This is a genomic window from Actinophytocola sp., from assembly GCF_009379765.1.
GTDB lineage: Bacteria > Actinomycetota > Actinomycetes > Mycobacteriales > Pseudonocardiaceae > Actinophytocola.
In genome coordinates this window covers 1-21,376 of the sequence record NZ_WHTD01000099.1, presented here as the reverse complement: position 1 = coordinate 21,376, position 21,376 = coordinate 1, and the positions used below count along the sequence as shown (strand labels likewise).

23 protein-coding genes and 2 pseudogenes are annotated in these 21,376 nt (G+C 71.0%); 9 read left to right on the top strand and 16 right to left on the bottom strand.

Annotated features, from left to right (window positions below; translation table 11 throughout):
• Position 1: 1 nt before the first annotated feature.
• Together GEV28_RS26725 and mca are read right to left on the bottom strand one after the other, a co-directional pair.
• Complete coding sequence (locus tag GEV28_RS26725) at positions 2-289, bottom strand: hypothetical protein (RefSeq protein ID WP_291414988.1); 288 nt, start codon at positions 287-289, stop codon at positions 2-4.
• Between the two features lie 38 nt (positions 290-327).
• Positions 328-1,209 carry a mycothiol conjugate amidase Mca gene (gene mca / locus GEV28_RS26720; RefSeq protein ID WP_291414981.1) on the bottom strand — a complete coding sequence of 294 codons (882 nt, stop codon included), beginning with the start codon at positions 1,207-1,209 and terminating at the stop codon, positions 328-330.
• 141 nt (positions 1,210-1,350) lie between these two features.
• Between mca and GEV28_RS26715 the strand changes: the two genes are divergently transcribed.
• A complete protein-coding gene (locus tag GEV28_RS26715) occupies positions 1,351-1,791 on the top strand; it encodes a DUF4307 domain-containing protein (RefSeq protein ID WP_291414980.1) in 441 nt (146 codons plus the stop codon).
• Positions 1,792-1,966: 175 nt separating this feature from the next.
• Complete coding sequence (greA, locus tag GEV28_RS26710; protein ID WP_291414987.1) at positions 1,967-2,464, top strand: transcription elongation factor GreA; 498 nt, start codon at positions 1,967-1,969, stop codon at positions 2,462-2,464.
• A 101-nt stretch (positions 2,465-2,565) separates the two neighbouring features.
• Here the strand turns inward: greA and GEV28_RS26705 are convergent, their stop codons facing one another.
• A complete protein-coding gene (locus GEV28_RS26705) occupies positions 2,566-3,066 on the bottom strand; it encodes an Lrp/AsnC family transcriptional regulator (RefSeq protein WP_291414979.1) in 501 nt (166 codons plus the stop codon).
• 137 nt (positions 3,067-3,203) lie between these two features.
• Between GEV28_RS26705 and hppD the strand changes: the two genes are divergently transcribed.
• Positions 3,204-4,403, top strand: a complete 1,200-nt coding sequence (hppD, locus tag GEV28_RS26700; protein WP_291414978.1) for a 4-hydroxyphenylpyruvate dioxygenase — start codon at positions 3,204-3,206, stop codon at positions 4,401-4,403.
• Between the two features lie 180 nt (positions 4,404-4,583).
• Here hppD and GEV28_RS26695 read toward each other — a convergent pair.
• Positions 4,584-5,488, bottom strand: a pseudogene (locus GEV28_RS26695) (radical SAM protein); the annotation flags it as partial.
• 28 nt (positions 5,489-5,516) lie between these two features.
• Positions 5,517-6,425 (bottom strand): alpha/beta fold hydrolase, encoded by a 909-nt coding sequence (locus tag GEV28_RS26690; RefSeq protein ID WP_291414977.1) that lies wholly within the window; start codon positions 6,423-6,425, stop codon positions 5,517-5,519.
• A gap of 122 nt (positions 6,426-6,547) precedes the next feature.
• On the opposite strand from GEV28_RS26690, the gene GEV28_RS26685 reads away from it, so the two are divergent.
• Positions 6,548-6,838 carry a hypothetical protein gene (locus tag GEV28_RS26685; protein ID WP_291414976.1) on the top strand — a complete coding sequence of 97 codons (291 nt, stop codon included), beginning with the start codon at positions 6,548-6,550 and terminating at the stop codon, positions 6,836-6,838.
• A gap of 3 nt (positions 6,839-6,841) precedes the next feature.
• Here GEV28_RS26685 and GEV28_RS26680 read toward each other — a convergent pair whose 3' ends face one another.
• From GEV28_RS26680 to GEV28_RS26665, 4 genes are all read right to left on the bottom strand, one after another.
• Positions 6,842-8,002, bottom strand: a complete 1,161-nt coding sequence (locus GEV28_RS26680; RefSeq protein ID WP_291414975.1) for a cystathionine gamma-synthase — start codon at positions 8,000-8,002, stop codon at positions 6,842-6,844.
• Positions 8,003-8,071: 69 nt separating this feature from the next.
• Positions 8,072-8,623, bottom strand: a complete 552-nt coding sequence (locus tag GEV28_RS26675) for a hypothetical protein (RefSeq protein ID WP_291414974.1) — start codon at positions 8,621-8,623, stop codon at positions 8,072-8,074.
• Between the two features lie 121 nt (positions 8,624-8,744).
• Positions 8,745-10,022: a hypothetical protein gene (locus GEV28_RS26670; protein WP_291414973.1), complete on the bottom strand. Its 1,278-nt coding sequence runs from the start codon at positions 10,020-10,022 to the stop codon at positions 8,745-8,747.
• A gap of 103 nt (positions 10,023-10,125) precedes the next feature.
• On the bottom strand, positions 10,126-11,502 hold the full coding sequence (locus GEV28_RS26665) for a cystathionine beta-synthase (protein WP_291414972.1): 1,377 nt from the start codon (positions 11,500-11,502) through the stop codon (positions 10,126-10,128).
• Positions 11,503-11,757: 255 nt separating this feature from the next.
• Here GEV28_RS26665 and GEV28_RS26660 point away from each other — a divergent pair, with 255 nt between their 5' ends.
• The 4 genes from GEV28_RS26660 to GEV28_RS26645 all read left to right on the top strand — a co-directional run bounded on the left by GEV28_RS26660 (position 11,758) and on the right by GEV28_RS26645 (position 14,779).
• Positions 11,758-12,573: an SGNH/GDSL hydrolase family protein gene (locus GEV28_RS26660; RefSeq protein WP_291414971.1), complete on the top strand. Its 816-nt coding sequence runs from the start codon at positions 11,758-11,760 to the stop codon at positions 12,571-12,573.
• A gap of 45 nt (positions 12,574-12,618) precedes the next feature.
• On the top strand, positions 12,619-13,839 hold the full coding sequence (locus tag GEV28_RS26655; protein ID WP_291414970.1) for an acetyl-CoA C-acetyltransferase: 1,221 nt from the start codon (positions 12,619-12,621) through the stop codon (positions 13,837-13,839).
• Between the two features lie 13 nt (positions 13,840-13,852).
• The gene (locus GEV28_RS26650; protein WP_291414969.1) at positions 13,853-14,227 is read left to right on the top strand and encodes an iron chaperone; all 375 of its coding nucleotides are present in this window, start codon (positions 13,853-13,855) and stop codon (positions 14,225-14,227) included.
• A gap of 99 nt (positions 14,228-14,326) precedes the next feature.
• The gene (locus GEV28_RS26645; protein ID WP_291414968.1) at positions 14,327-14,779 is read left to right on the top strand and encodes a hypothetical protein; all 453 of its coding nucleotides are present in this window, start codon (positions 14,327-14,329) and stop codon (positions 14,777-14,779) included.
• Between the two features lie 49 nt (positions 14,780-14,828).
• Here GEV28_RS26645 and GEV28_RS26640 read toward each other — a convergent pair whose 3' ends face one another.
• Together GEV28_RS26640 and GEV28_RS26635 are read right to left on the bottom strand one after the other, a co-directional pair.
• Positions 14,829-15,419 carry a histidine phosphatase family protein gene (locus GEV28_RS26640; RefSeq protein WP_291414967.1) on the bottom strand — a complete coding sequence of 197 codons (591 nt, stop codon included), beginning with the start codon at positions 15,417-15,419 and terminating at the stop codon, positions 14,829-14,831.
• Positions 15,416-16,708 (bottom strand): geranylgeranyl reductase family protein, encoded by a 1,293-nt coding sequence (locus GEV28_RS26635; protein ID WP_291414966.1) that lies wholly within the window; start codon positions 16,706-16,708, stop codon positions 15,416-15,418. The genes GEV28_RS26640 and GEV28_RS26635 overlap by 4 nt, the downstream gene beginning before the upstream one ends.
• Positions 16,709-16,851: 143 nt before the next feature.
• Between GEV28_RS26635 and GEV28_RS26630 the strand changes: the two genes are divergently transcribed.
• Positions 16,852-17,562 (top strand): DUF4328 domain-containing protein, encoded by a 711-nt coding sequence (locus GEV28_RS26630; protein ID WP_291414965.1) that lies wholly within the window; start codon positions 16,852-16,854, stop codon positions 17,560-17,562.
• Here the strand turns inward: GEV28_RS26630 and GEV28_RS26625 are convergent.
• The 5 genes and pseudogenes from GEV28_RS26625 to paaD form a co-directional block, all read right to left on the bottom strand.
• Positions 17,507-18,238, bottom strand: a complete 732-nt coding sequence (locus tag GEV28_RS26625; protein WP_291414964.1) for a demethylmenaquinone methyltransferase — start codon at positions 18,236-18,238, stop codon at positions 17,507-17,509. The genes GEV28_RS26630 and GEV28_RS26625 overlap by 56 nt on opposite strands.
• Before the next feature lie 22 nt (positions 18,239-18,260).
• Positions 18,261-18,857 carry a glycosyltransferase gene (locus GEV28_RS26620; protein ID WP_291414986.1) on the bottom strand — a complete coding sequence of 199 codons (597 nt, stop codon included), beginning with the start codon at positions 18,855-18,857 and terminating at the stop codon, positions 18,261-18,263.
• Between the two features lie 52 nt (positions 18,858-18,909).
• Positions 18,910-19,335, bottom strand: a pseudogene (locus GEV28_RS26615) (glycosyltransferase); the annotation flags it as partial.
• A gap of 161 nt (positions 19,336-19,496) precedes the next feature.
• The gene (gene paaE / locus GEV28_RS26610) at positions 19,497-20,558 is read right to left on the bottom strand and encodes a 1,2-phenylacetyl-CoA epoxidase subunit PaaE (RefSeq protein ID WP_291414963.1); all 1,062 of its coding nucleotides are present in this window, start codon (positions 20,556-20,558) and stop codon (positions 19,497-19,499) included.
• Between the two features lies 1 nt (position 20,559).
• Positions 20,560-21,021 carry a 1,2-phenylacetyl-CoA epoxidase subunit PaaD gene (gene paaD / locus GEV28_RS26605; protein ID WP_291414962.1) on the bottom strand — a complete coding sequence of 154 codons (462 nt, stop codon included), beginning with the start codon at positions 21,019-21,021 and terminating at the stop codon, positions 20,560-20,562.
• Positions 21,022-21,376: the final 355 nt, after the last annotated feature.

Below are 21,376 nucleotides of genomic sequence, written 5' to 3'. Positions count from 1 at the left end.
CTCAGCGCTCGGAGGCGCCGCCGTCGGAGGAGTCCTTCTGGTCTCCGTTCGACGGTGGCGCCGTTTCCGACTCCGTGTCCTCCGCGGGCCGCTCCGAAGGCGGCTCCGCCTGCTCGGCCGGGTCGAAGCTGGCCGGCACCCGCTTGAGGTGCTTGGTCATCGAGCGAACGAGAAAGGCCACCGCGACGAAGAAGAGCAGCAGGACCAGCAGGCCGACCGGGGAGGACTTGCCGAAGTCCTCGCCCTGACCACCAGGGTCGTCCTGCGTGGACGGTGGTTGGGCGACCATGGCCACCGTGTCGGCGACCGGGTCGGACCCAAGCAGTGTCATGCACTTACCTTCTCGCTGATCCCGGAGAACAGGTCGTCCTCCGGCAGTGTCGTGTCCACGAGGGACCGCACCAGCTCGTACTCCTCGTACGGCCACACGTCACGCTGCACCTCCAACGGCACGGCGAACCACCGGCTGCCGGGGTCGATCTGCGTCGCGTGCGCGAGCAGCGCGGCGTCCCTCTTCTCGAAGTATTCCGCACATTCGATCCGGGTCGTCACCCGGTTCACCACGTCGCCGCGTTCCTCGTCCCACTTCTCGAGCCACTCGGTGTACGGCGACTCCAGGCCGCGGGCCAGCAGCGCGTCGTGCATCGCCTGCATGCGGATGCGCGAGAACCCGTGCGAGTAGTAGAGCTTCAGCGGCGTCCACGGCTCGCCCGCCTCCGGGTACCGGTCGGGATCGCCCGCCGCGTCGAACGCCGCCACCGACACCTCGTGGCACCGGATGTGGTCGGGGTGCGGGTAGCCGCCGTTCTCGTCGTAGGTGATGACCACGTGCGGCTTGAACTCACGCATGACCTCGACCAGCGGCGGCACCGACTCCTCGAGCGGCACGAGCGCGAAGCACCCCTCGGGCAGCGGCGGCTTCGGGTCGCCCTCGGGCAGCCCGGAGTCGACGAAGCCCAGCCAGTGGTGCCGGACCCCCAGGATCTCCACCGCGCGGGCCATCTCCTTGCGGCGGAACTCGTTCATGTTCTCCAGCACGTCCGGCCGGTCCATCGCGGGGTTGAGGATGTCGCCCCGCTCGCCGCCGGTGCACGTGACCACCATGACCTCGTGGCCATCGGCCACGTACTTGGCCATGGTGGCCGCACCCTTGCTCGACTCGTCGTCCGGATGCGCGTGCACCGCCATCAGCCGCAGCTTCTCCGCCATGATCCTTCTCGTCCTCCCGTGCGCCTCACCCCAGGCAGGCACCCGCCACGCGCCTGCCGGATACTCAACCTGGCTATTCGAACCAAGTCGGCCGGGTGCATTGTTCCCGGCGGGACCGACAATCCAGGCGGGAGGGCCAGCATGACCGCATCCGGCGGAACGCTGCTGGAGGACCGCTACGGCACCCGACCTCGCAAGACGTCGCGGCGCACGTACTGGATCCTCGGTGCCTGCGCGGTGCTGCTCGGCGGCGTCATCGCGTGGGTCGGCTACGTCAACCTCGGCACCGCGCCGATCGAGACCCAGCAGGTCAGCTTCGAGAACCTCCCGAACGACGCGATGCGGTTCACCTTCGAGGTCACCCGCGACACCCCCGAGCGGGCGGCCGTGTGCATCGTGCGCACCCGCGGGCTCAACGGCAGTGAGGGCGGCCGCAAGGAGGTCCTGATCCCGCCCGGACCGAAGGCCGTGCGGGTCACCACGGTGATCGAGTCGGGCGACGAACCGGTCACCGCCGACGTTTTCGGCTGCTCCTATCAGGTCCCGGCATACCTGTCCACGGACCTGCCGCCATCAGGGTGAACCGCGGGATGGTCGCCGGCGAATAAGGCAAATCGGACAAGGATATCGGACCTTTCGTGATATCCTGTCTTACCTGCACGGCCCCTGGCGGGCCGTGTTTTTCCGTTCCGGGTGTTCGCCGCCGCCCGGGAACTACCGACCCGAATCCGCGGGACTCGGAAGTATGAGCGAGGAGTTGGTGACCGTGAGCGACACCCAGGTGACCTGGTTGACCCAGGAGGCCTACGGCCGGCTCAAGCAAGAGCTCGACGAGCTGGTCGAGAATCGCCCGGTAATCGCCGCGAAGATCAACACGAGCCGCGAGGAGGGGGACCTCAAGGAGAACGGGGGGTACCACGCGGCCCGTGAGGAGCAGGGTCAGGCGGAGGCCCGCATCCGCCACCTGCAGGAGCTGCTGCGCAACGCCAAGGTCGGCGAGGCGCCCCGGAACGACGGGCTCGCCGAGCCCGGCAAGGTGCTCACCATTCGCTACGAGGGCGACAACGACACCGAGAAGTTCCTGCTGGCCACCCGCGAGGAGGGCGCGGAGGGGGCGCTCGAGGTGTACTCGCCCGAGTCGCCGCTGGGCAAGGCCCTGCTGGGCGCCAAGGAAGGCGAGACCCGCTCCTACGAACTGCCCAACGGCAACACCCAGAAGGTCACCCTGGTGAAGGCGGTTCCGTACGCCGGCTGACCTGCCATCGACGACGTCTTCCGGACGCTCGACGTCCTGAAAGGCGTCGTTTCCGGCATTCTGGTGGCAAGTGAGTACCGGCGCCCGCGGGACATCCGATGTCAGGAGGGCGCCGTCTCCGGCCTTCCGGCGACCCGTTCCAGCAGTGGCCGCACCCGCGGCGGTATCGGCGTGGACAACGCGATCGAGGTCGACGTGCGCTGCACCCAGCGCACGTCGACCACCTCGTCGATGACCCGCTGCAGGTCCGCGTTCGACCGGGCAACCATCCGCACCAGCAGGTCTCCCTCCCCCGTCGTCGCGTGCACCTCGCACACCTCGTCGATCGCCGACAGTCGTTCGGCCACCTCGATGCGCTTGCCCTGCGCGATCTCCAGCACCGCGAACGCGGTCAGCCGGTAGCCGATCGCCGCCAGGTCCACCTCCGGCGGGAAGCCCCGCAGCACGCCGCGCCGCTCCAGCCGGTCCATCCGCGCCTGCACGGTCCCACGCGCCACTCCGAGCCGGCGCGAGCACTCGAGCACACCCAGCCGCGGCTCGTCGGACAGCAGCAACAAGAGCCGGGCGTCCAAGGCGTCGACCGCCTCCTCGGGATCGCTCATCTACACAGACTGCCTCATTCCGTTCAGCGGTTCTGCCGCCACACCGGGCAGATTGTTCACCTAACCGAGTGACGGTTGCGCATCCTGCCCGCACGGACGGATGCTGCGGATACCGCCATGTGATCAGGGAGGACACCATGACCGGCACCCTCGGCCAGGATCGCCAACTGGACGACGTCAGCTTCGACCAGCTGCGGCAGCTCGTTGGTCTCGTCGACTACGACGAGACGAAGGACCCGTTCCCGGTCCGCGCGATGGACGCCGTCGTGTTCGTGGCGGGCAACGCCACCCAGACGGCGTGGTTCTACCAGGCCGCGTTCGGCATGCGGCTCGTCGCCTACTCGGGACCGGAGACCGGGAACCGCGACCACAAGTCGTTCGTGCTGAAGTCCGGCTCGGCGCGCTTCGTGGTCAACGGCGGCGTCGCCCCGGACAGCCCCCTGCACGACCACCACCGCAAGCACGGCGACGGCGTGGTCGACCTCGCGCTGGAGGTGGCCGACGTGGACCGCTGCGTCGAGCACGCGAGGGCCCAGGGCGCGACCGTCGTCGAGGAGCCGCACGACGTCGCCAGTCCTGACCACCCTGAGCACGGCACGATCCGGCGCGCGGCGATCGCGGCGTACGGCGAGACCCGCCACACGCTCGTCGACCGCTCCCGCTACACCGGCCCCTACCTGCCCGGATACGTGGCCAAGGAGTCCACGATGCCGGCGCGCAAGCGGCTCTTCCAGGCCATCGACCACTGCGTCGGCAACGTCGAGCTCGGGCGGATGGACTACTGGGTCGAGTTCTACAACCGGGTCATGGGCTTCGTGAACATGGCGGAGTTCATCGGCGACGACATCGCCACCGACTACTCCGCGCTGATGAGCAAGGTCGTCTCCAGCGGCAACCACCGGGTCAAGTTCCCGCTCAACGAGCCGGCGATCGCGAAGAAGAAGTCGCAGATCGACGAGTACCTGGAGTTCTACGGCGGCGCGGGCTGCCAGCACATCGCGCTCGCCACCAACGACATCATCGCCACGGTCACGGCGATGCGGGAGGCCGGCGTCGAGTTCCTGGACACCCCTGACTCCTACTACGACGACCCCGAGCTGCGGGCCCGGATCGGCGAGGTCCGCGTCCCGATCGAGATGCTCAAGGAGCACCGGATCCTGGTCGACCGGGACGAGGACGGCTACCTGCTGCAGATCTTCACCGCGCCGGTCGGCGACCGGCCGACCGTGTTCTACGAGCTGATCGAGCGGCACGGCTCGCTCGGCTTCGGCAAGGGCAACTTCAAGGCCCTGTTCGAGGCCATCGAGCGCGAGCAGGACCGGCGCGGCAACCTCTAGCTCCCATGACGGGCGCCAGGGCGCGTCTGGCGGATCATGGTCGATGCGATTCGTGATCCAGGTGGTTCCTGACAAGGCGGAGGTAGGGCCGCGTACTGGACGTACTTGGCCCTTGCCGACCAACGCAGCCAGGGGCCGCTTGGGCGCGAATCGCGCGGCCGGTGATCCGTCAGACGTGCCCTAGATCGGTTCTGCCTCCGGGTTGATCCCGTAGGTGCCGGTGACCTGGGCCTTCACCAGGTCACCGGTGCGCACGGCGCCGGTGAGCGTCACCGAGCCGTCCACCTCGGGCGCCTGGTGTGCCGCCCAGCCGGCGCCGGTCGACCCGACGAGCACCTCGATCGTCGAGCCGATCCGCTCCTCGGCGCGCCAATCGCACACCTCGTCCGCCAGCAGCGACAGCTCGGTGGCCCGCTGCGCGACGAGCACCGGGTCGATCTTGCCGAGGAGCCGATGGCCTCGGTGCCTTCCTCGTCGGAGTGGCCGAACACGCCGATCGCGTCCAGCCGGGCCGCCTCGACGAACGCCCACAGGTCGGCGAACTCCACGTCGGTCTCGCCGGGGAAGCCGACGATGAAGTTCGACCGCACCCCCGCGTCCGGCGCGAGTGCCCGGATCGAGTCGAGCAGCTCCAGGAACCGCTCGCGGTCGCCGAACCGGCGCATCCGGCGCAGAACCGTGCCGCTCGCGTGCTGGAACGACAGGTCGAAGTACGGCGCGACGCCCGGCGTGCCGGCGATCGCCTCGATGAGGCCCGGCCGCAGCTCCGCGGGCTGCAGGTAGCTCACCCGCACCCGGTCGACCACGGCCGCGATCCGGGGCAGCAGCTTCTCCAAGGCCCGCAGGTCACCGAGGTCCTTGCCGTAGGACCTGGTGTTCTCGCTGACCAGGAGCAGCTCGCGGACACCGTGCCCGGCGAGCCACTCCGCCTCGGCGACGATCTCGTCCGGCCGGCGGGACACGAACGCGCCGCGGAAGCTCGGGACCGCGCAGAACGTGCGGCGCCGGTCGCAGCCGGACGCCAGCTTGAGCGGCGCGGCCGGGCCGCCGCCGAGCCGGTGGCGCAGCGGGCGCGGGCCGCGCCCTCGCGGACGCGGACCGTGGTCGCGGACGTCAGCGGACCGGGGCGTCCAGGAACGCCGGGACCAGCGTGAGCAGCAGCCGGGCCTGCTGCACCGAGGTGATGTGCGAGGTGCCGGGCAGGACCGCGAGCTGGGAGTTCGGTAGGCCGGTGATGTCGCCGTTGACGCCGCCGCCGGTGAGCCGGAAGAGCTCGACGGCGTGCTCCGGGCGGAAGATGTCCGAGTCGCCCATGACGGTCAGGACGGGTGCGGTCATGGCCCGGATCGCGGCCGGCGCGACGGCCGGGGTGTGGTTGACCATGTCCTTGACCTTGCCGACCAGCGCGTCGAAGTCCTCGGGGTTGGGCGCGATCTCGAGGTACTCCTGGTGGAAGGTGCTGCCGTAGAGCATCTCCGGCTGGATCTGCCGCATCATCTCGAGGTGGCCGGGGTGGTAGCCGTCGTTGTTGAAGGCGACCGACTGCAGGACCAGCTTGCGGACCTTCTCCGGGTGCTCGACGCCGATGGTCAGCGCGATGCCGGCGCCCATGCTGTAGCCGTAGAAGTCGGCCTTCGCGACCCCGATCTCGTCGAGCAGGTCCACGGTGTCCTGGGCCATCAGGCCGATGCGCAGCGGCCGGTCGATGTCCGCGGTGTGCCCGTGGCCCTGCTGTTCCACCGAGATCACCGTGCGGTTCTTCGACAGCTGCCTGATCAGCTCGCCCCAGGAGGTCCCGGTGGCGGAGAAGGCGCCGTGCAGCAGGACGAGCGGCGGCTGGCCGCGGTCCTTGCCGTGCACCTCGTAGTACATGTGCAGGCCGTTGACGTCGGCGTAATGCCCGCGGCCGCCGTGCCGGTCGGCCTCGCTCTCGGCGGGCCCCGCGCCGATGGCCAGCACGGTGGCGGCGGTGGTGGCCGTGCCGACGAACGCGGCGGCGGCGGCCGTGACGAGCTTGCGCATCTCTCGACTCCCAGGTTGGCGGGTGGCTTCTGCCTACGCGTCGAGCGGGGAGCGGGCGGATCGACAAGCGACCGCGAAGAACTTTCCGGGGCCGGGTATTCTCGTTCGCAAGCAGCGCATGGATGGGAATCAGGATGGCGGTCGGGTCGCGGGTCGCGGGAGTTCTCCCGCTTGCGGGAGCGTCGTTGGCCGCGGTGGCCTTGGCCGGCGTGGCGGTGTTCACCGTCCACCAGGCTGGCTGCACCGAGCCGGGGCGCTATGTCCAGCACGACGACGGGCAGGTCGAGCTGGTCGACAGCTGCCTGGACCCGGCGCAGCTGCCACCGGTGACGAACAAGAAGGACCATCCGGGCCCCGCCGAGCCGGCACTCAACGAGCTGACCAAGCAGGATCCGGTCGGCCAGGCCCGGTAAGAGCTATCCGCCGAGCGCGTGCAGGAGGTCCTGCACCAGGTCGGCGCCGTCCTCGATACCCACCGACAGCCGCAGCACGTCACCCGGCACCTGCAGCGGCGATCCGGTGGTGCTGGCGTGCGTCATCCTGCCCGGGTGCTCGATCAGCGACTCGACGCCACCCAGCGACTCGCCCAGGATGAACAGCTTCGTGCGGCCGGCGACCTCCAAGGCCGCCTCCTCGCCACCGGCGACCGCGAACGACACCATGCCGCCGTACCGGCGCATCTGCTTGCCGGCCAGCTCGTGGCCGGGGTGGTCGGGCAGGCCCGGGTAGTAGACCTTGGTGACCCTCGGGTGACCGACGAGCGCCTCGACGACGCGCTCGGCGTTGTCGCTGTGCCGCTCCATCCGCAGCGCGAGCGTCTTGGCGCCGCGCAGGGTGAGCCACGCGTCGAACGGGCCGGGCACCGCGCCGACCGCGTTGCGCAGGAAGGCGAACTGCTCCTGCAACTCGTCGTGCGAGGTGATCAGCGCGCCGCCGACGACGTCGGAGTGGCCGCCGAGGTACTTGGTGGTCGAGTGCAGCACGACGTCCGCGCCCAGGCCGAGCGGCGACTGCAGGTACGGCGTCGCGAAGGTGTTGTCCACGACCAGCTTCGCGCCGGCCTCGGCTGCGACGTCCGCGAGCGCGGCGATGTCGGCGATGGCCAGCAGCGGGTTGGTGGGCGTCTCGCACCAGATGACCTTGGTGTTGGGCCGGACCGCGGTGCGCGCGGCGTTGACGTCGGCCAGGTCGACGGTGGTGTACTCGACGCCCCACAGGGTCAGGACCTTGTCCAGCAGCCGGAAGGTGCCGCCGTACGCGTCGCCGCCGAGGATGACGTGGTCGCCGGGGCGGGTGAGCGCGCGCAGCGCGATGTCGGCCGCGGCCATGCCGGACGCGAACGCCAGCCCGTGCCGGCCGCCCTCCAGCGAGGCGAGCGACTCCTCGAGCGCGGTGCGAGTGGGGTTGGCGGTGCGGGAGTACTCGTAGCCACCCTCGCGCACGCCCCCGACCCCGTCCTGGGCGAAGGTGGACGTGGCGTAGATCGGCACGATGACCGAGCCGGTGCGCGGGTCAGGTCGCTGACCTGCATGAATGGCCCGGGTCTCGAAGCCCCAGCGGCTCGTGTCGTCTGCCATGGTCACAGGTTATTGCCTCTCACTGGTATGCCCAGCATCTGGGAATCGAATCTCGCTCGCGCACCTGGTTCAACGCGGGGCACGCCGCAAATAGTTCAGCACCGGCGGCAGCGCCGCTATGACCAGCAGCACCAGCGCGACGCACGCGGCCAGGAAGCGCAGCACCGCCTGCTCGTTGCCGAACTCGACCAGCAGCTCGTAGTAGGCGCCGACCTCGCCGGTCGCGCTGATGTCCGGCGCCGCGCCGAGCATGGTGACCGCGATCCCGTTGGCGAGCACGGGGTCGACGAGCACCACGAGCACGGTCAGCAGTGCGGCCGCGAGCAGCAGGAAGGCTCCCGCGATCCGCCGCGCGAACACGAGCACCGCGCCGAGCAACGCGATCGCGACGACCACGAGGTGGGCGACGATCATCGCCGTCCACCGGCCCGGGAGCGAGAACCCGTCCGGGATGTCCATGAGCAGGTCGACACATTGATATCCGAGTGTGCCGGCGACCCCGAGCCCGAGGACGCCCGCGATGACCGCGGGTGCCGGGTTCCCGCGCGGCGGCTGCTGCGGATAGCCGGGGGTCTGCGGGGAGTAGCCGCCCTGCTGCCAGTTCCCCTGCGGGTAGGCCATGGTGTTCCTTCCCCGAGATCGACCCCGTCATCCAACCAGCCAGGGCACCTCGATCGCGGCGGGTCCGCAAAGAACTGAGACGCCGGCGGGCTGGCCCACCGGCGTCTCGTTCAGCTCCTGCTCACCACTGCTGCGGCGGCGGGCCACCCTGCTGCGGGGGCTGGCCGAAACCACCCTGCTGGGGCGGCTGACCGAAGCCCTGCTGGGGCGGCGGCTGCTGACCGAAACCCTGCTGGGGCGGCGGCTGCTGACCGAAGCCCTGCGGCTGGCCGAAGCCCTGCTGGGGCGGCTGGCCGAAGCCACCTGGCGGCGGGCCGCCGAAGCCACCAGGTCCACCCGGACCGCCGAGCACCGACTCGCCACCGAGGAACTTCTTGGTCTGCGGGAAGAACCCGAGCGCACCCGCACCACCGACCAGGATGCCGGCGACGAGCCCCCAGATCGGGGTGTTGAAGCTCTCGGTGGCCTCGTCCGTGATATCCCCCTGAACGATGAGGAAGAACACACCGAACACGAGCATCACTCCGCCGGCAGCCACGGTCACCTTGCTGGCCAGCTGGTGCTTCAGGTAGATCAGCACGCCGCCACCGATGGCACCCAGGGCGCCGACCAGGACGCCGATCGAGGCCAGCCACAACATCCCCGGCGACGGGATGCTCACGCCCTGCGCGTCGGCCTGGTCGGCGAGCTCCGGTGTGTAGAAGTCGGAGTAGTCGCTGATGTCGCCGAAGTCGACCAGCGTGAAGATGGCGGTGAGCAGACCGAGGAGGGCCACGAGACCGGCGATCCCCCAGGCGATCATCTGGGTGTTCTGGCCCTGACCGCCGAAGGTCGGACCCGCACCGAGACCCTGCTGCTGCGCGAACCCACCGGGCGGCGGGCCGTAGCCGGGCGGCGGCTGCTGGCCGAACCCGCCCTGCTGCTGGCCGTAGCCCGGCGGCGGCTGCTGCTGGCCGTAGCCGGGCGGCGGCTGCTGACCGAACCCGCCGGGCTGGCCCGGGTAACCGCCGGGAGCGTGCGGATCCGCACCGGGCGGCGGGGCGTACGGCGGCTGCTGGGGAGGCATGGAGCCGGGCGGCACCATCTGCGTCGCGCCGGCGTCCTGGGCCTGCTGCTGGCCGTACTGGCCGGGCTGCACGACCTGGGTCGCACCGGCGTCGGCGACACCGGGGGGCTGCTGGCCGGGCTGGATGGCCTGCGTGCGCTCGACACCGTCGGCGCCGACCTGGCCGGGCATGGGTTGTCCCGGCTGGAGCGCCTGCGTCGGCCCAGGTGCCGACAGTGCCGGGTTGTCCTGCGGGGGCTGGCCGGGCTGCTGCTCCTGGCGCTGCTCACCTTCCCCCTGCTGCGGTGGCTGGCCGCCCTGCCACGGTTGGTTCGGCGGCTGCGGAGCGCTCATCGGGTTCCAGCCCCTTCGAAAAGTTCGTCACAACTTGCGTCCGCGCCAACGCTAGTGCATGGTGCGCCACACTGCCGGCAACGGCCCAGGTGAAGCGTTACTTTCACCGGCCGGCGAGGAATCCGAGCAGGTCGTGCCTGGTCACGACGCCCGCGGGTTTGCCGTCCAGCAACACGAGCGCACCGTCCGCCGTGGACAGTGCCGCCATCGCCGCGCTCACCTGCTCACCCGCGCCGATGGTCGGCAGCGGCGGCGACATGTGCGTGTCCAGCCGGTCGGCGAGCGCCGCCTTGCCGGTGAACAACGCCTCCAGCAGCTCGCGCTCGTTGACCGCGCCGACGACCTCGGCGGCCATCACCGGCGGCTCGGCGTTGACCACGGGCATCTGGCTCACCGCGAACTCACGCAGGTAGGCCACCGCGTCGGCCACCGTCTCGGTGGGGTGCGCGTGCACCAGGTCGGGCATGGCGCCGCCGGTTCCCTTGCGCCGCAACACATCCCCGACGGTGGCGCCGGAGTGCTCGGGCGGCAGGAAGCCGTAGGAGGCCATCCAGTCGTCGTTGAACACCTTCGACAGGTAGCCGCGGCCGCCGTCGGGCAGCAGCACCACGACGACGTCGTCCGGGCCGAGCCGCTCGGCGAGCCGGATCGCCGCCGCGGCCGCCATCCCGCACGAGCCGCCGACCAGCAGCCCCTCCTCGCGCGCGAGCCGCCGGGTGACCTCGAAGGACTCCGCGTCGGACACCGCGATGATCTCGTCGGCGATGCCGCGGTCGTAGGTCTCCGGCCAGAAGTCCTCGCCGACGCCCTCCACGAGGTAGGGCCGGCCGGTGCCGCCGGAGTACACGGAGCCCTCCGGGTCGGCGCCGACGATCTTGACCCGACCGTCGGAGATCTCCTTGAGGTAGCGCCCGGTGCCCGAGATCGTGCCGCCGGTGCCCACGCCGGCCACGAAATGGGTGATCCGCCCGTCGGTCTGGCGCCACAGCTCGGGGCCGGTGGACAGGTAGTGGCTGGTCGGGTTCTCCGGGTTCGAGTACTGGTCGGGCTTCCACGCGTTCTCGATCTCGGTGACGAGCCGGTCGGACACGTTGTAGTAGGAGTCCGGGTGCTCGGGCGCGACCGCGGTCGGGCACACCACGACCTCGGCGCCGTAGGCCTTGAGCGTGTTGCGCTTGTCCTCGCTGACCTTGTCCGGGCAGACGAACACGCAGCGGTAGCCCTTGCGCTGCGCGACCATGGCGAGCCCGATGCCGGTGTTCCCGGAGGTCGGCTCCACGATCGTGCCGCCCGGCTTGAGGTCGCCGGACTTCTCCGCGGCCTCCACCATGCGCAACGCGATCCGGTCCTTCACGCTCCCGCCCGGGTTGAAGTACTCGACCTTCGCGAGAACCGTGGCGGACACACCCTCCGCCAGCGCGTTCAGCTTCACCAGTGGCGTGTTGCCGACGAGGTCGACCACATGTTCGACGTACTCCACCTGCACTCCTTTTGAGAAACGTGCCCCCCGGCACCTCGGGCGAGCCTAGACCGCGGCTCGTACCACGCCGGACGGCAGTTCGCCTACCGGGCTCGAGTCGACCTTGAGCCCAACCCTAGTGACGCGGGACACACTTGGGCGGAGCTTGCGGGACACGCCTCGGCAGCGATGTAACGAGGAACCGGAACCGTGCCCGATCGTCTCATCGGTACCCGGGTGGTTATATGGAGGTTGGGAGGCACGGCGATGGCTGGGATGCGAGTCATTCGAGCACTGATGCTGGGCGCCGGCTCGGTCGGTGGGCTGTCGGGCGCCGCATACGGCCTGCTCAACGGCCAGTCGAGGCGGGCGCGGACGATCATCGGCAAGTCCGGCGACCTGCCGCGCAACGCCGACGGCGTGTACCTGCCGGACGGTACCGGTCCGGTCCAGCACGAACCGGCCGACTGCCGCACGTTCGCCATGCTTGGTGACTCGCTCGCGGCCGGGCTGGGCGCCGAGACCGAGGACAGGCTGCCCGGGGTGCGGCTGGCGAAGGGCCTGGCCGAGGAGTCCGGCCGCCCGGTCCGGCTGACCACCCATGCCATCAGCGGCTCCCGCACCTCCGACCTCGACGAGCAGGTCGACGTCGCGCTCATCACCCCGCCCGAGCTCGCGCTGATCATCGTCGGCGGCAACGACGTCACCACCCGGATGCGCGTCGGCACCTCGGCGGCCGTGCTGGCCAAGCAGGTCAGGCGGCTGATGCGGGCCGGCACCACGGTGGTCGTCGGGACCTGCCCGGATCTCGACATCATCCAGCCCATCCCGCAGCCGCTGCGCACGATCGCCTCGCGCTGGGGACTCGCGCTGGCCCGCGCGCAGCGCCGCGAGCTCGACCGGCTCGGCGTGCGCTCGGTGTCGATCGCGGCGCTGGTCTCGCCGGAGTTCCGGCAGCGGCCCGACGAGCTGTTCAGCGCGGACCGGTTTCATCCCAACGGCGCCGGCTACGAGCTTGCGGCCAGCGTCCTGCTCGCCCCGTTGTGTGATGCTGCCGGCTCGACCAGGGGTTGGCAGCCGCTTCCCGCGTAACCTCCTCGGCAGGCAGTCTGTCTGCGCTGACGAAGGAGTTGCGCCATGCCAGAGGCGGTCATCGTTTCCGCTGCACGCTCACCGATCGGCCGAGCGGGCAAGGGTTCGCTGGTGGACATCCGGCCCGACGACCTCGCCGCACAGATCGTGCGCGCGGCGTTGGACCAGGTGCCCCAGCTCGCCCCGACGGACATCGACGACCTGATGCTGGGCTGCGGCCTGCCCGGCGGCGAGTCCGGGTTCAACATGGGCCGGGTGCTCGCGGTCGAGCTGGGCTACGACCACCTGCCCGGCTGCACCGTGACCCGGTACTGCGCGTCGAGCCTGCAGACCACCCGGATGGCGTTCCACGCGATCAGGTCCGGCGAGGGGTCGGCGTTCATCAGCGCCGGCGTGGAGGCGGTGTCCCGGTTCGGCAAGGGCAGCTCGGACAGCTGGCCGGACACGCACAGCCCGCTGTTCGCCGAGGCCGAGGCGCGCACCGCGGCGACGGCCGCGGAGGGCGCCGGCGAGTGGCACGACCCGCGCCAGGACGGCTCGGTGCCCGACGTCTACATCGCGATGGGCCAGACCGCGGAGAACCTCGCGCTCGCCAAGGGCGTGACGCGCGAGGACATGGACCACTTCGGCGTGCGGTCGCAGAACCTGGCGGAGGAGGCCGTCAAGGCCGGCTTCTGGGCGCGCGAGATCACCCCCGTGACGCTGCCGGACGGCCGGGTCGTCGACACCGACGACGGACCCCGGCCCGGGGTGACGTACGAGAAGACGTCGACGCTGCAGCCGGTGTTCCGGCCCGACGGCCGGGTCACCGCGGGGAACTGCTGCCCGCTCAACGACGGCGCCGCGGCGCTGGTGATCATGAGCGACACGAAGGCGGCCGAGCTGGGGCTCACGCCGCTGGCGCGGATCGTGTCGACCGGCGTCTCCGGGCTGTCGCCGGAGATCATGGGCATCGGCCCGGTCGAGGCGTCCCAACGCGCGCTCGCGCTGGCCGGCATGACGATCGACGACATCGACCTCGTGGAGATCAACGAGGCGTTCGCCGCGCAGGTCATCCCGTCCTACCGAGACCTGGGCATCGACCTGGACAGGCTGAACGTCAACGGCGGCGCGATCGCGGTCGGCCACCCGTTCGGCATGACCGGCGCCCGCATCGCGACCACGCTCGTCAACTCCTTGCAGTGGCACGACAAGCAGTTCGGCCTGGAGACGATGTGCGTGGGTGGCGGCCAGGGCATGGCGATGGTCCTGGAGCGCCTGAGCTGACAACCTGGGGCGCATGGTGCAGAGCAGGGCGGCTGACGTCGACGGGTACCTCGCCGAGGTGCCCGCCGACCGCCGCGAGGCGCTGACCCGGCTACGCGACCTGTGCCGGGCCGAGCTCACCGGCTTCACCGAGAAGATGGCCTACGGCATGCCCTCCTACGAACGGGACGGCTCGGGCGAGGTCGGGTTCGCGAGCCAGCAGCGGTACATCAGCTTCTACCTGCTGCGCACCGACGTGCGGCAGGCGTTCGCCGCGCGCTTGGCCGGGCACGACATGGGCAGGGGCCGCCTGCGGTTCCGCACGCCCGAACAGATCGACTTCACCCTGGTGCGCGACCTGCTCCGGGCCACGGCCGCCGAGCCGGGCACGGTCTGCGGCCCGCGCTAGGGCAATCGAGTGAACTGCGGAGAACTCCCCTCGCCGGGTCGCTTCCCGGGTTCTAATCGAGCGCCGGGGCCACGCGGTCCCGTGAACTGAGGGGAGCACATGATCGTGAAGAAACGCGCCGTCGTCGCGTCCGTGGTCGCCTGTGTACTGTCGGTGCTCGGCTTCGCGCCGGGCACGGCCAGCGCGGCGAGCAACCCGTACACGCCGACCGGGGTCTGCGGTTCCAGCTACTACACGTTGAACAGCATGCCTGTGAAGACCAACTCGGGCGCGACCTGGGGCCGGGTCTACCTGCTCTACAGCAGCTCCACCAAGAACAACTGCGTGGTCACGCTGAAGTCGTCCTACGTCGGCACGAAGACCACGACCACCGCGTACGCGGAGGCGGACAACGGGAGGATCGCCTACGACAGCGGAAACTTCGCGTACTACGCGGCCGACTACGTCTACGCGCCCGGGTCCTGCGTGATGTACGGCGGCTACGTCTACAGCGGCCCGAACAGCTCCGGAACCTACGCCTACGCCCACAGCGACTGGGGCTGGTGCGACTGACCGGAGCGAGGCGTCCTGGCCGGCGCGGGTCGCCGGCCAGGACGGTGGGTCACCATCGGCCCCGGCGTTCCTCGGAGTAGCCGGTCCAGCGCAGCTCCGGCGGCAGGTGGGACTGGTCGTTGAAGGTCACCAGCGACGGTGGCCACTCGTCGCGGTACTGGATGATCGTCAGCCCCGCGTTGGCGGCGTCGAGGCCCAGCCACCGCCACTCCGGCGCCCCGAGCGCGGCGCGGACGAACCAGGACACGATCTGGCTGTGCGTGATCAGCAGGTCGTGCCGTTCGTCCGGAGAGGTGAACTCCGCCAGCACGCGGGCACCCAAAGTCGGACCGCCCGACCGCTGGTCGGATGGGTAGTCCTCGAGGTGCGCCAGCGCCCGTGGGGCGAACGCCGTCGACAGCTCCGAGGCCATCGGCAGGTACGGCGGGTAGTCGGCCAGCAGCTCCGACGGTGCGATCGGGACGTCCAGCGCCGCGGCGACGATGGCGGCCGTCTGGGCGGCCCTGGCGACCGGGCTGTGGTGCACCGCGGTCAGCGGCACGCCCGCCAGCCGGAGCGCGAGCAGGTGAGCCTGCTCGCGGCCGACAGACGTGAGATCGCGGGTGGCCTCGCCGTGGCGGGCCAGGTAGAGCGTCCTCACACGCTCGGCGCGATGCGCGTCGCGGCGGTGATCATGCGGTCGAAGGCGTCGCCGTCCTTCGGGTCGTAGAGGCCGGCCAGCAGCTTCAGCACGAGCTTCATCAGCGTGGTCCTCGGCAGGCCGTACTTCGTCGCCGTGCGCATCACCAGCGGGTTGCCGATCAGCCTGCTGAAGATGTTGCCCAGCCGGTAGTACGAGCCGAGTGCCTGCTTGAGCGCGACCGGGTACCCCGCCAGCGCACGCTCCCGGGCGGGACCTTCCGGCCGGGCGAGGGCTTGGACCACGCACTCGGCGGCGAGCTTGGCCGACTCCATCGCGTAGCCGATGCCCTCGCCGTTGAACGGGTTGACCATGCCGCCCGCGTCGCCGACCAGCAGCAGGCCGCGCGCGTAGTGCGGCGTCCGGTTGAAGCCCATCGGCAGCGCCGCGCCGCCGATCTTGCCGGTGGCGTTGTGCTCGCGGAATCCCCACTCCTCCGGCGTGCCGTCGAGCCAGGACCGCATGAGCGCGCGGTAGTCGGTCTTGCCGAACGCCTTCGACGTCGACAGGATCCCGAGGCCGACGTTGACCGTGCCGTCCCCCATGCCGAAGATCCAGCCGTAGCCGGGCAGCAGCCGGGGCTCCGGCCCGGAGCGGTCCCACAGCTCCAGGTGCGACTCGAGGTAGTCGTCCTTGCTGCGCGGCGACGCGTAGTAGCGCCGCACCGCCACCCCCATCGGCCGGCTCTCGATCTTGTCCAGGCCGACCGACAGCGCGAGCCGCGCGGACACGCCGTCGCACGCGAGCACGACCGGCGCCCGGTAGGTCACCGGCGACCGCTCCGGCCCGACCTTGGCGGACACGCCCACGACCCGCCCGGAGCGGTCGTCCACCACCGCGCCGGTGACGTTGGTCTGCTCGAGCAGCCTGGCCCCCGCGCGCTGGGCGGTGCGGGCGAGCATCTCGTCGAAGTCCTGCCGGGTGCGCACGACCCCGTAGGGCGGGAAGGTGGCGAGGTCGGGCCAGTCGAGCTCGAGCGTGACGCCGCCGCCGACGACCCGCAGGCCCTTGTTCTGCAGCCAGCCGGCCTCCTCGCGGGTGTCGATGCCGAGGTCGATCAGCTGCTTGACGCCGCGCGGGGTGAGGCCGTCACCGCAGACCTTCTCGCGGGGGAACGTGCTCTTCTCCAGCAGCAGCACGTCCAGCCCGGCCCGGGCGAGGTAGGTGGCCGCGGTCGACCCGGCAGGTCCGGCGCCGACGACGATGACCTCGGCGTCCTCCGCAGCCTTGCGTCGGCTCGGTGTGCCCATCCGGCGGCTCCTCGGGCTTGTGAAAACGTTCACGAACTGGCCCCATTCTATCGGGCCCCCACGCGCCGGCCGCGTGAGGAAACGGACAACCACCGACGAGCGATGCCTGGTTAACACGAACAACATGCCGAACTGGGGATCACATGACGAGCCAGGACCCGACCCTGCCCAAACCGATCACGCCGCGCCTCACTCCACTGCGCGGCCCGGCGGCGACGGCGACCACGCTGATCGGTGCCACGTGCCTCGTCGGCATCGCCTCGGCTTGGTCCGACTGGCACCGCTACGGCGTCGTCGACGACTACGTCGCCGCGCGGCCCGGCGTCCTGGTCGCGGACCTGAACCGCGCCGACTCCATCAGCGTTACCGTCGGCGTGCTGTACCTGTGCACGCTGGTGGCAGCCGGGGTGGCATTCGTCGTGTGGCTGTCCAGGGCACGGAGCAACGCCGAGCTCATCAACGGCGCGGCACACCGGCGGAGCCGCGGCTGGCTGGTCGGCGGCTGGATCTGCCCGGTGGTCAACCTGTGGTTCCCGTACCAGGTCGTCGACGACGTCTGGCGGACCAGCGACCCGGACACTCCCGCCGACCTGCACTCGGTCGCCGACCTGCCCCGCACGCCGCGGGTGCTGCGATGGTGGCTCGTGTTCCTGTCGATCGACCTCGGCAGCGTGTGGCTCTACCTCAGCGGCGACGAGGACATCGTCAGGTCGCTGCGGGAGACGGCGGTGCTGAACACGGTGACGACGGTTCTGCTGTGCGCGGCCGGTGTGTTCGCGGCCCAGATCCTCCGTCAGATCACCGAGTGGCAGGCGATCCCCCGCCCGCCGCGGGAGGAGTGGCGGCGGACTTGACGGCCCGGTGCAGGGCGACCACGCCGAAGGTGAGGTTGAGCCACTCGACCTCGTCCCAGCCGCCCTCGGCGATCAGCTCCGCCAGGGAGACCTGGTCGTGCCAGTCACGCATCGACTCGGCCAGGTAGGCGTACGCCTCGCGGTTCGACGAGAAGGGCTTCGTGATCCGCGGCAGCATGCGCAGGACCACGTTGTGGTGCAGCCACCGGATCGGCCGCCACGTCGGCTGGGACACCTCGCAGATCACCAGCCGCCCGCCCGGCCGCACCACCCGGCACATCTCGCGCAGCGCGGCGACCGTGTCGTTCATGTTGCGGAGGCCGAAGGTGACGGTGACCGCGTCGAACGCGCCGGTCGCGAACGGGAGGTGGAAGGCGTCGGCCGCGACCTTCGGGACGTCCCGGTGCCGGCCGCTGCCCAGCATGCCGATCGAGAAGTCCGCGGCGACGCACCAGGCTCCCGACCGCGCGTACTCGACGGTCGACACCGCGGTCCCGGCGGCGAGGTCGAGGATCCGCTCACCCGGCGTGGCCTCGAGGACGCGGCGGGTGAGCCAGCGCCAGCGCCGGTCGAAGCCCAGCGTCATCACCGAGTTCGTCCGGTCGTAACCCTTGGCGACACCGTCGAACATCTCGGCCACGTCGCGTGGGTTCTTGTCCAGGCCGGCGCGAGGCATGCCCGAACCCTACGCCAGACCGCTATGCGGCCAGCATCGCGCTACTGACCTGGTCGTAGTGCCCGAGAAGCTCGTCGCAGACCGCGGGCCAGGTCCTGGCCAGCACCGACTCCCGGGCCGCCGCACCGATCCGGCGGCGCAGCGCCTTGTGCCGCGGAAGCTCCACAGTGGACCACAGCTCGGCGGCGAACCGGGTGTCGGCGTGCGGCTCCAGCAGGAACCCGGTCCTGCCGTGCTCGACGAGGTCGCGCGGCCCGCCCGCGTCGGGCGCGATGACCGGCAGCCCGGACGCGAGCGCCTCCTGCGCGGCCTGGCAGAACGTCTCGTGTGGACCGGTGTGGACGAACACGTCGAGGCTCGCGTAGGCCGCGGCGAGCTCGGCGCCCGGTGCGAAAGCCCAGGAACGCCGCGTCCGGCAGCAGCGTGCGCAGCACCGGCTCCTCCGGCCCCTCGCCGACGACCACCACGCGCACGCCCGGCATCCCGTGCAGCGCGGCCAGCCGGTGCACCTGCTTCTCCGGTGCCAGCCGGCCGACGTAGCCGACGAGCAGCTCGTCGCCCGGCGCCAGCCGCTCGCGCAGGCGCAGGTCGGCGTGCCACGGGGCGAACATCTCGGCATCCACCCCACGTGCCCACCGGTGCACCCGCGGCACGCCGTGGTCCGTCAGCGCTCCCACCGAGGCGAGCGACGGGGCGAGCGTGCGGTCCGCGCCGCTGTGCAAGCGGCGGATCCAGCGCCACGCGGCGCGGGCGCCGTGCTTGAGCCCGTACGCGGCGGCGAAGCCGGCGACGTCGGTCTGGTAGACGGCGACCGTCGGCACCCCCAGCTTGCGCGCCGACCGCAACCCGGCCGCGCCCAACACGAACGGCGACGCCAGGTGGACGACATCGGGCGCGAACTCCGACAGCGCGGCGTGGACCTTCGGCGACGGCACCCCGATCGGCAGCGAGCTGATCACCGGCAGGTCCACCGCGCGGACCCGCTTCACGTCGGCGTGCAGGTACCGGTCCGGGCCGATGGTCCCGGGCGCGACCACGAGCGCCTCGTGCCCCCGCTCGTAGAGATGCTCGACGACGCCGAGGACCGAGTTCGTCACGCCGTTGACCTGCGGCAGGAAACTCTCGGTGACGATGGCGACTCGCACGGGCTGACCGTCGCAACCCGTGCTGCCATCGGGAGAACGGCGACATGGCCGCCGGGCGAACTCTGCCCGAAGTCTCAGGCGTCGGTCTCAGGCGTCGGTCTCAGGCGTCGGTCTCAGGCGTCGTAGTCGACGACGACCTCTTCCGAGCGTGGAAGGCCCTGGCAGGTCAGCACGAACCCGGCCGCCAGCTCGTGCGGCTCGAGGGCGTAGTTGCGGCGCATCTCGACCTTGCCGGAGACCACCTTGGCCCGGCACGTGCCGCACACGCCGCCCTTGAAGGCGAACGGCAGGTCCGCGCGGACCCGTTGGGCAGCATCCAGGATCGGCGTGTCCGCGGGCAGCCGGAGCGTCGTCTCCCGGCCGTCGAGCTTGATCGTGACCGACGCGGCCGGGCCGTCCACCACGGACTCGTCGGCACGGGCGGGCGACGGCGGCGGCTCGTCCACATAGAACAGCTCGCGATGGGTCCGCGCACGCGGGACGTGGTGGGCGGTGAGCACCTCGTCGGCATCGGTGAGCATCCCGTACGGGCCGCACAGCCACCAGTGGTCCACATCGGATGTCGGGACGACCGTGTCCAGCAGCGCCGACAGCCGGGCGGCGTCGAGCCGGCCGGAGAACAGCGACACGTCCCTGGGCTCACGCGAGAGCACGTGCACCAGCTGCAGCCGGGCCGGGTAGCGGTCCTTGAGGTCGGCCAGCTCGTCGCCGAACATCACCGTGTCGGTGCGCCGGTTGCCGTACAGGAGGGTCGCCCGGCCGGCCGGGTCGGCGGCCAGCACGGCCGACATGATCGACAGGACCGGCGTGATCCCCGACCCGGCGGCCACGAACACGTGATGCTGCCCGCGCAACGTCAGGTTCGGGGTGAACCGGCCCTGCGGCGGCAGCACGTCGAGCACGTCGCCCGGCCGCAGCGACGACACGAGCCGCGAGGAGAACAACCCGCCGTCGACCCGCCGGACCCCGATCCGCGGCGACTCCGACGGCGCCGCGCAGATCGAGTACGACCGCCGCTCCTCGACCCCGTCGACCTCCTGGCGCAGCGTCAGGTACTGGCCCGCCTCGAAGGCGAACGCGGCGCGCAGCTCGGCCGGCACCGCGAACGTCACCGCCACCGCGTCCTCGCACAGGCGGTCCACCCGCGCGACGGGCAACGCATGGAACGTGGCCACCTCAGATCTCCTTGACGTGCTCGAACGGCTCCCGGCACGACTCGCAGCGCCGCAGCGCCTTGCACGCGGTGGCCGAGAACCGGGACAGCTCGGTGGTCTCCATCGAGCCACACCGGGGACAGCACACCCGCGACACGGGCGGCGCCAGCCGCAACGGGACCGGCCCGGACCGCGGCCCGACGTGCGCGGGCGGCGCGATCCCGTGTGCCAGCAGCTTCTGCCGGCCGGCCGAGGAGATCCAGTCGGTGGTCCACGCCGGGCTCAGCTCGGTCCGCACCTCGACGTCGGTGTAGCCGGCCGCGGTGAGCCCGCGGCGCAGGTCGGCGCGCATCTCCTCGAGTGCGGGGCAGCCGGTGTAGGTCGGCGTGATCGTCACGACCACCCGGCCCGACGGCAGCTCCTCCACCGAACGCAGCACCCCGAGGTCGGCGAGCGTCAGCACGGGCAGCTCCGGATCGAGCACCCCCGACGCCACCTCCAGCGCACTGTGACACTGGCTCGCTCCGCTCGCTGACTCGCGGGCCTGTACCCGGTGTCTTCCCTCCTGCGCTGCTCGCTCGCTCGTTCCTCGCTCGTTCCGCTGCTCGTCAGTCCAGACACCGGCGGCCCGCTCACAAGCCATCGGCCCCGTGATCACTGGCTCGCTCCGCTCGCTGACTCGCGGGCCTGTACCCGGTGTCTTCCCTCCTGCGCTGCTCGCTCGCTCGTTCCGCTGCTCGTCAGTCCAGACACCGGCGGCCCGCTCACAAGCCATCGGCCCCGTGATCACTGGCTCGCTCCGCTCGCTGACTCGCGGGCCTGTACCCGGTGTCTTCCCT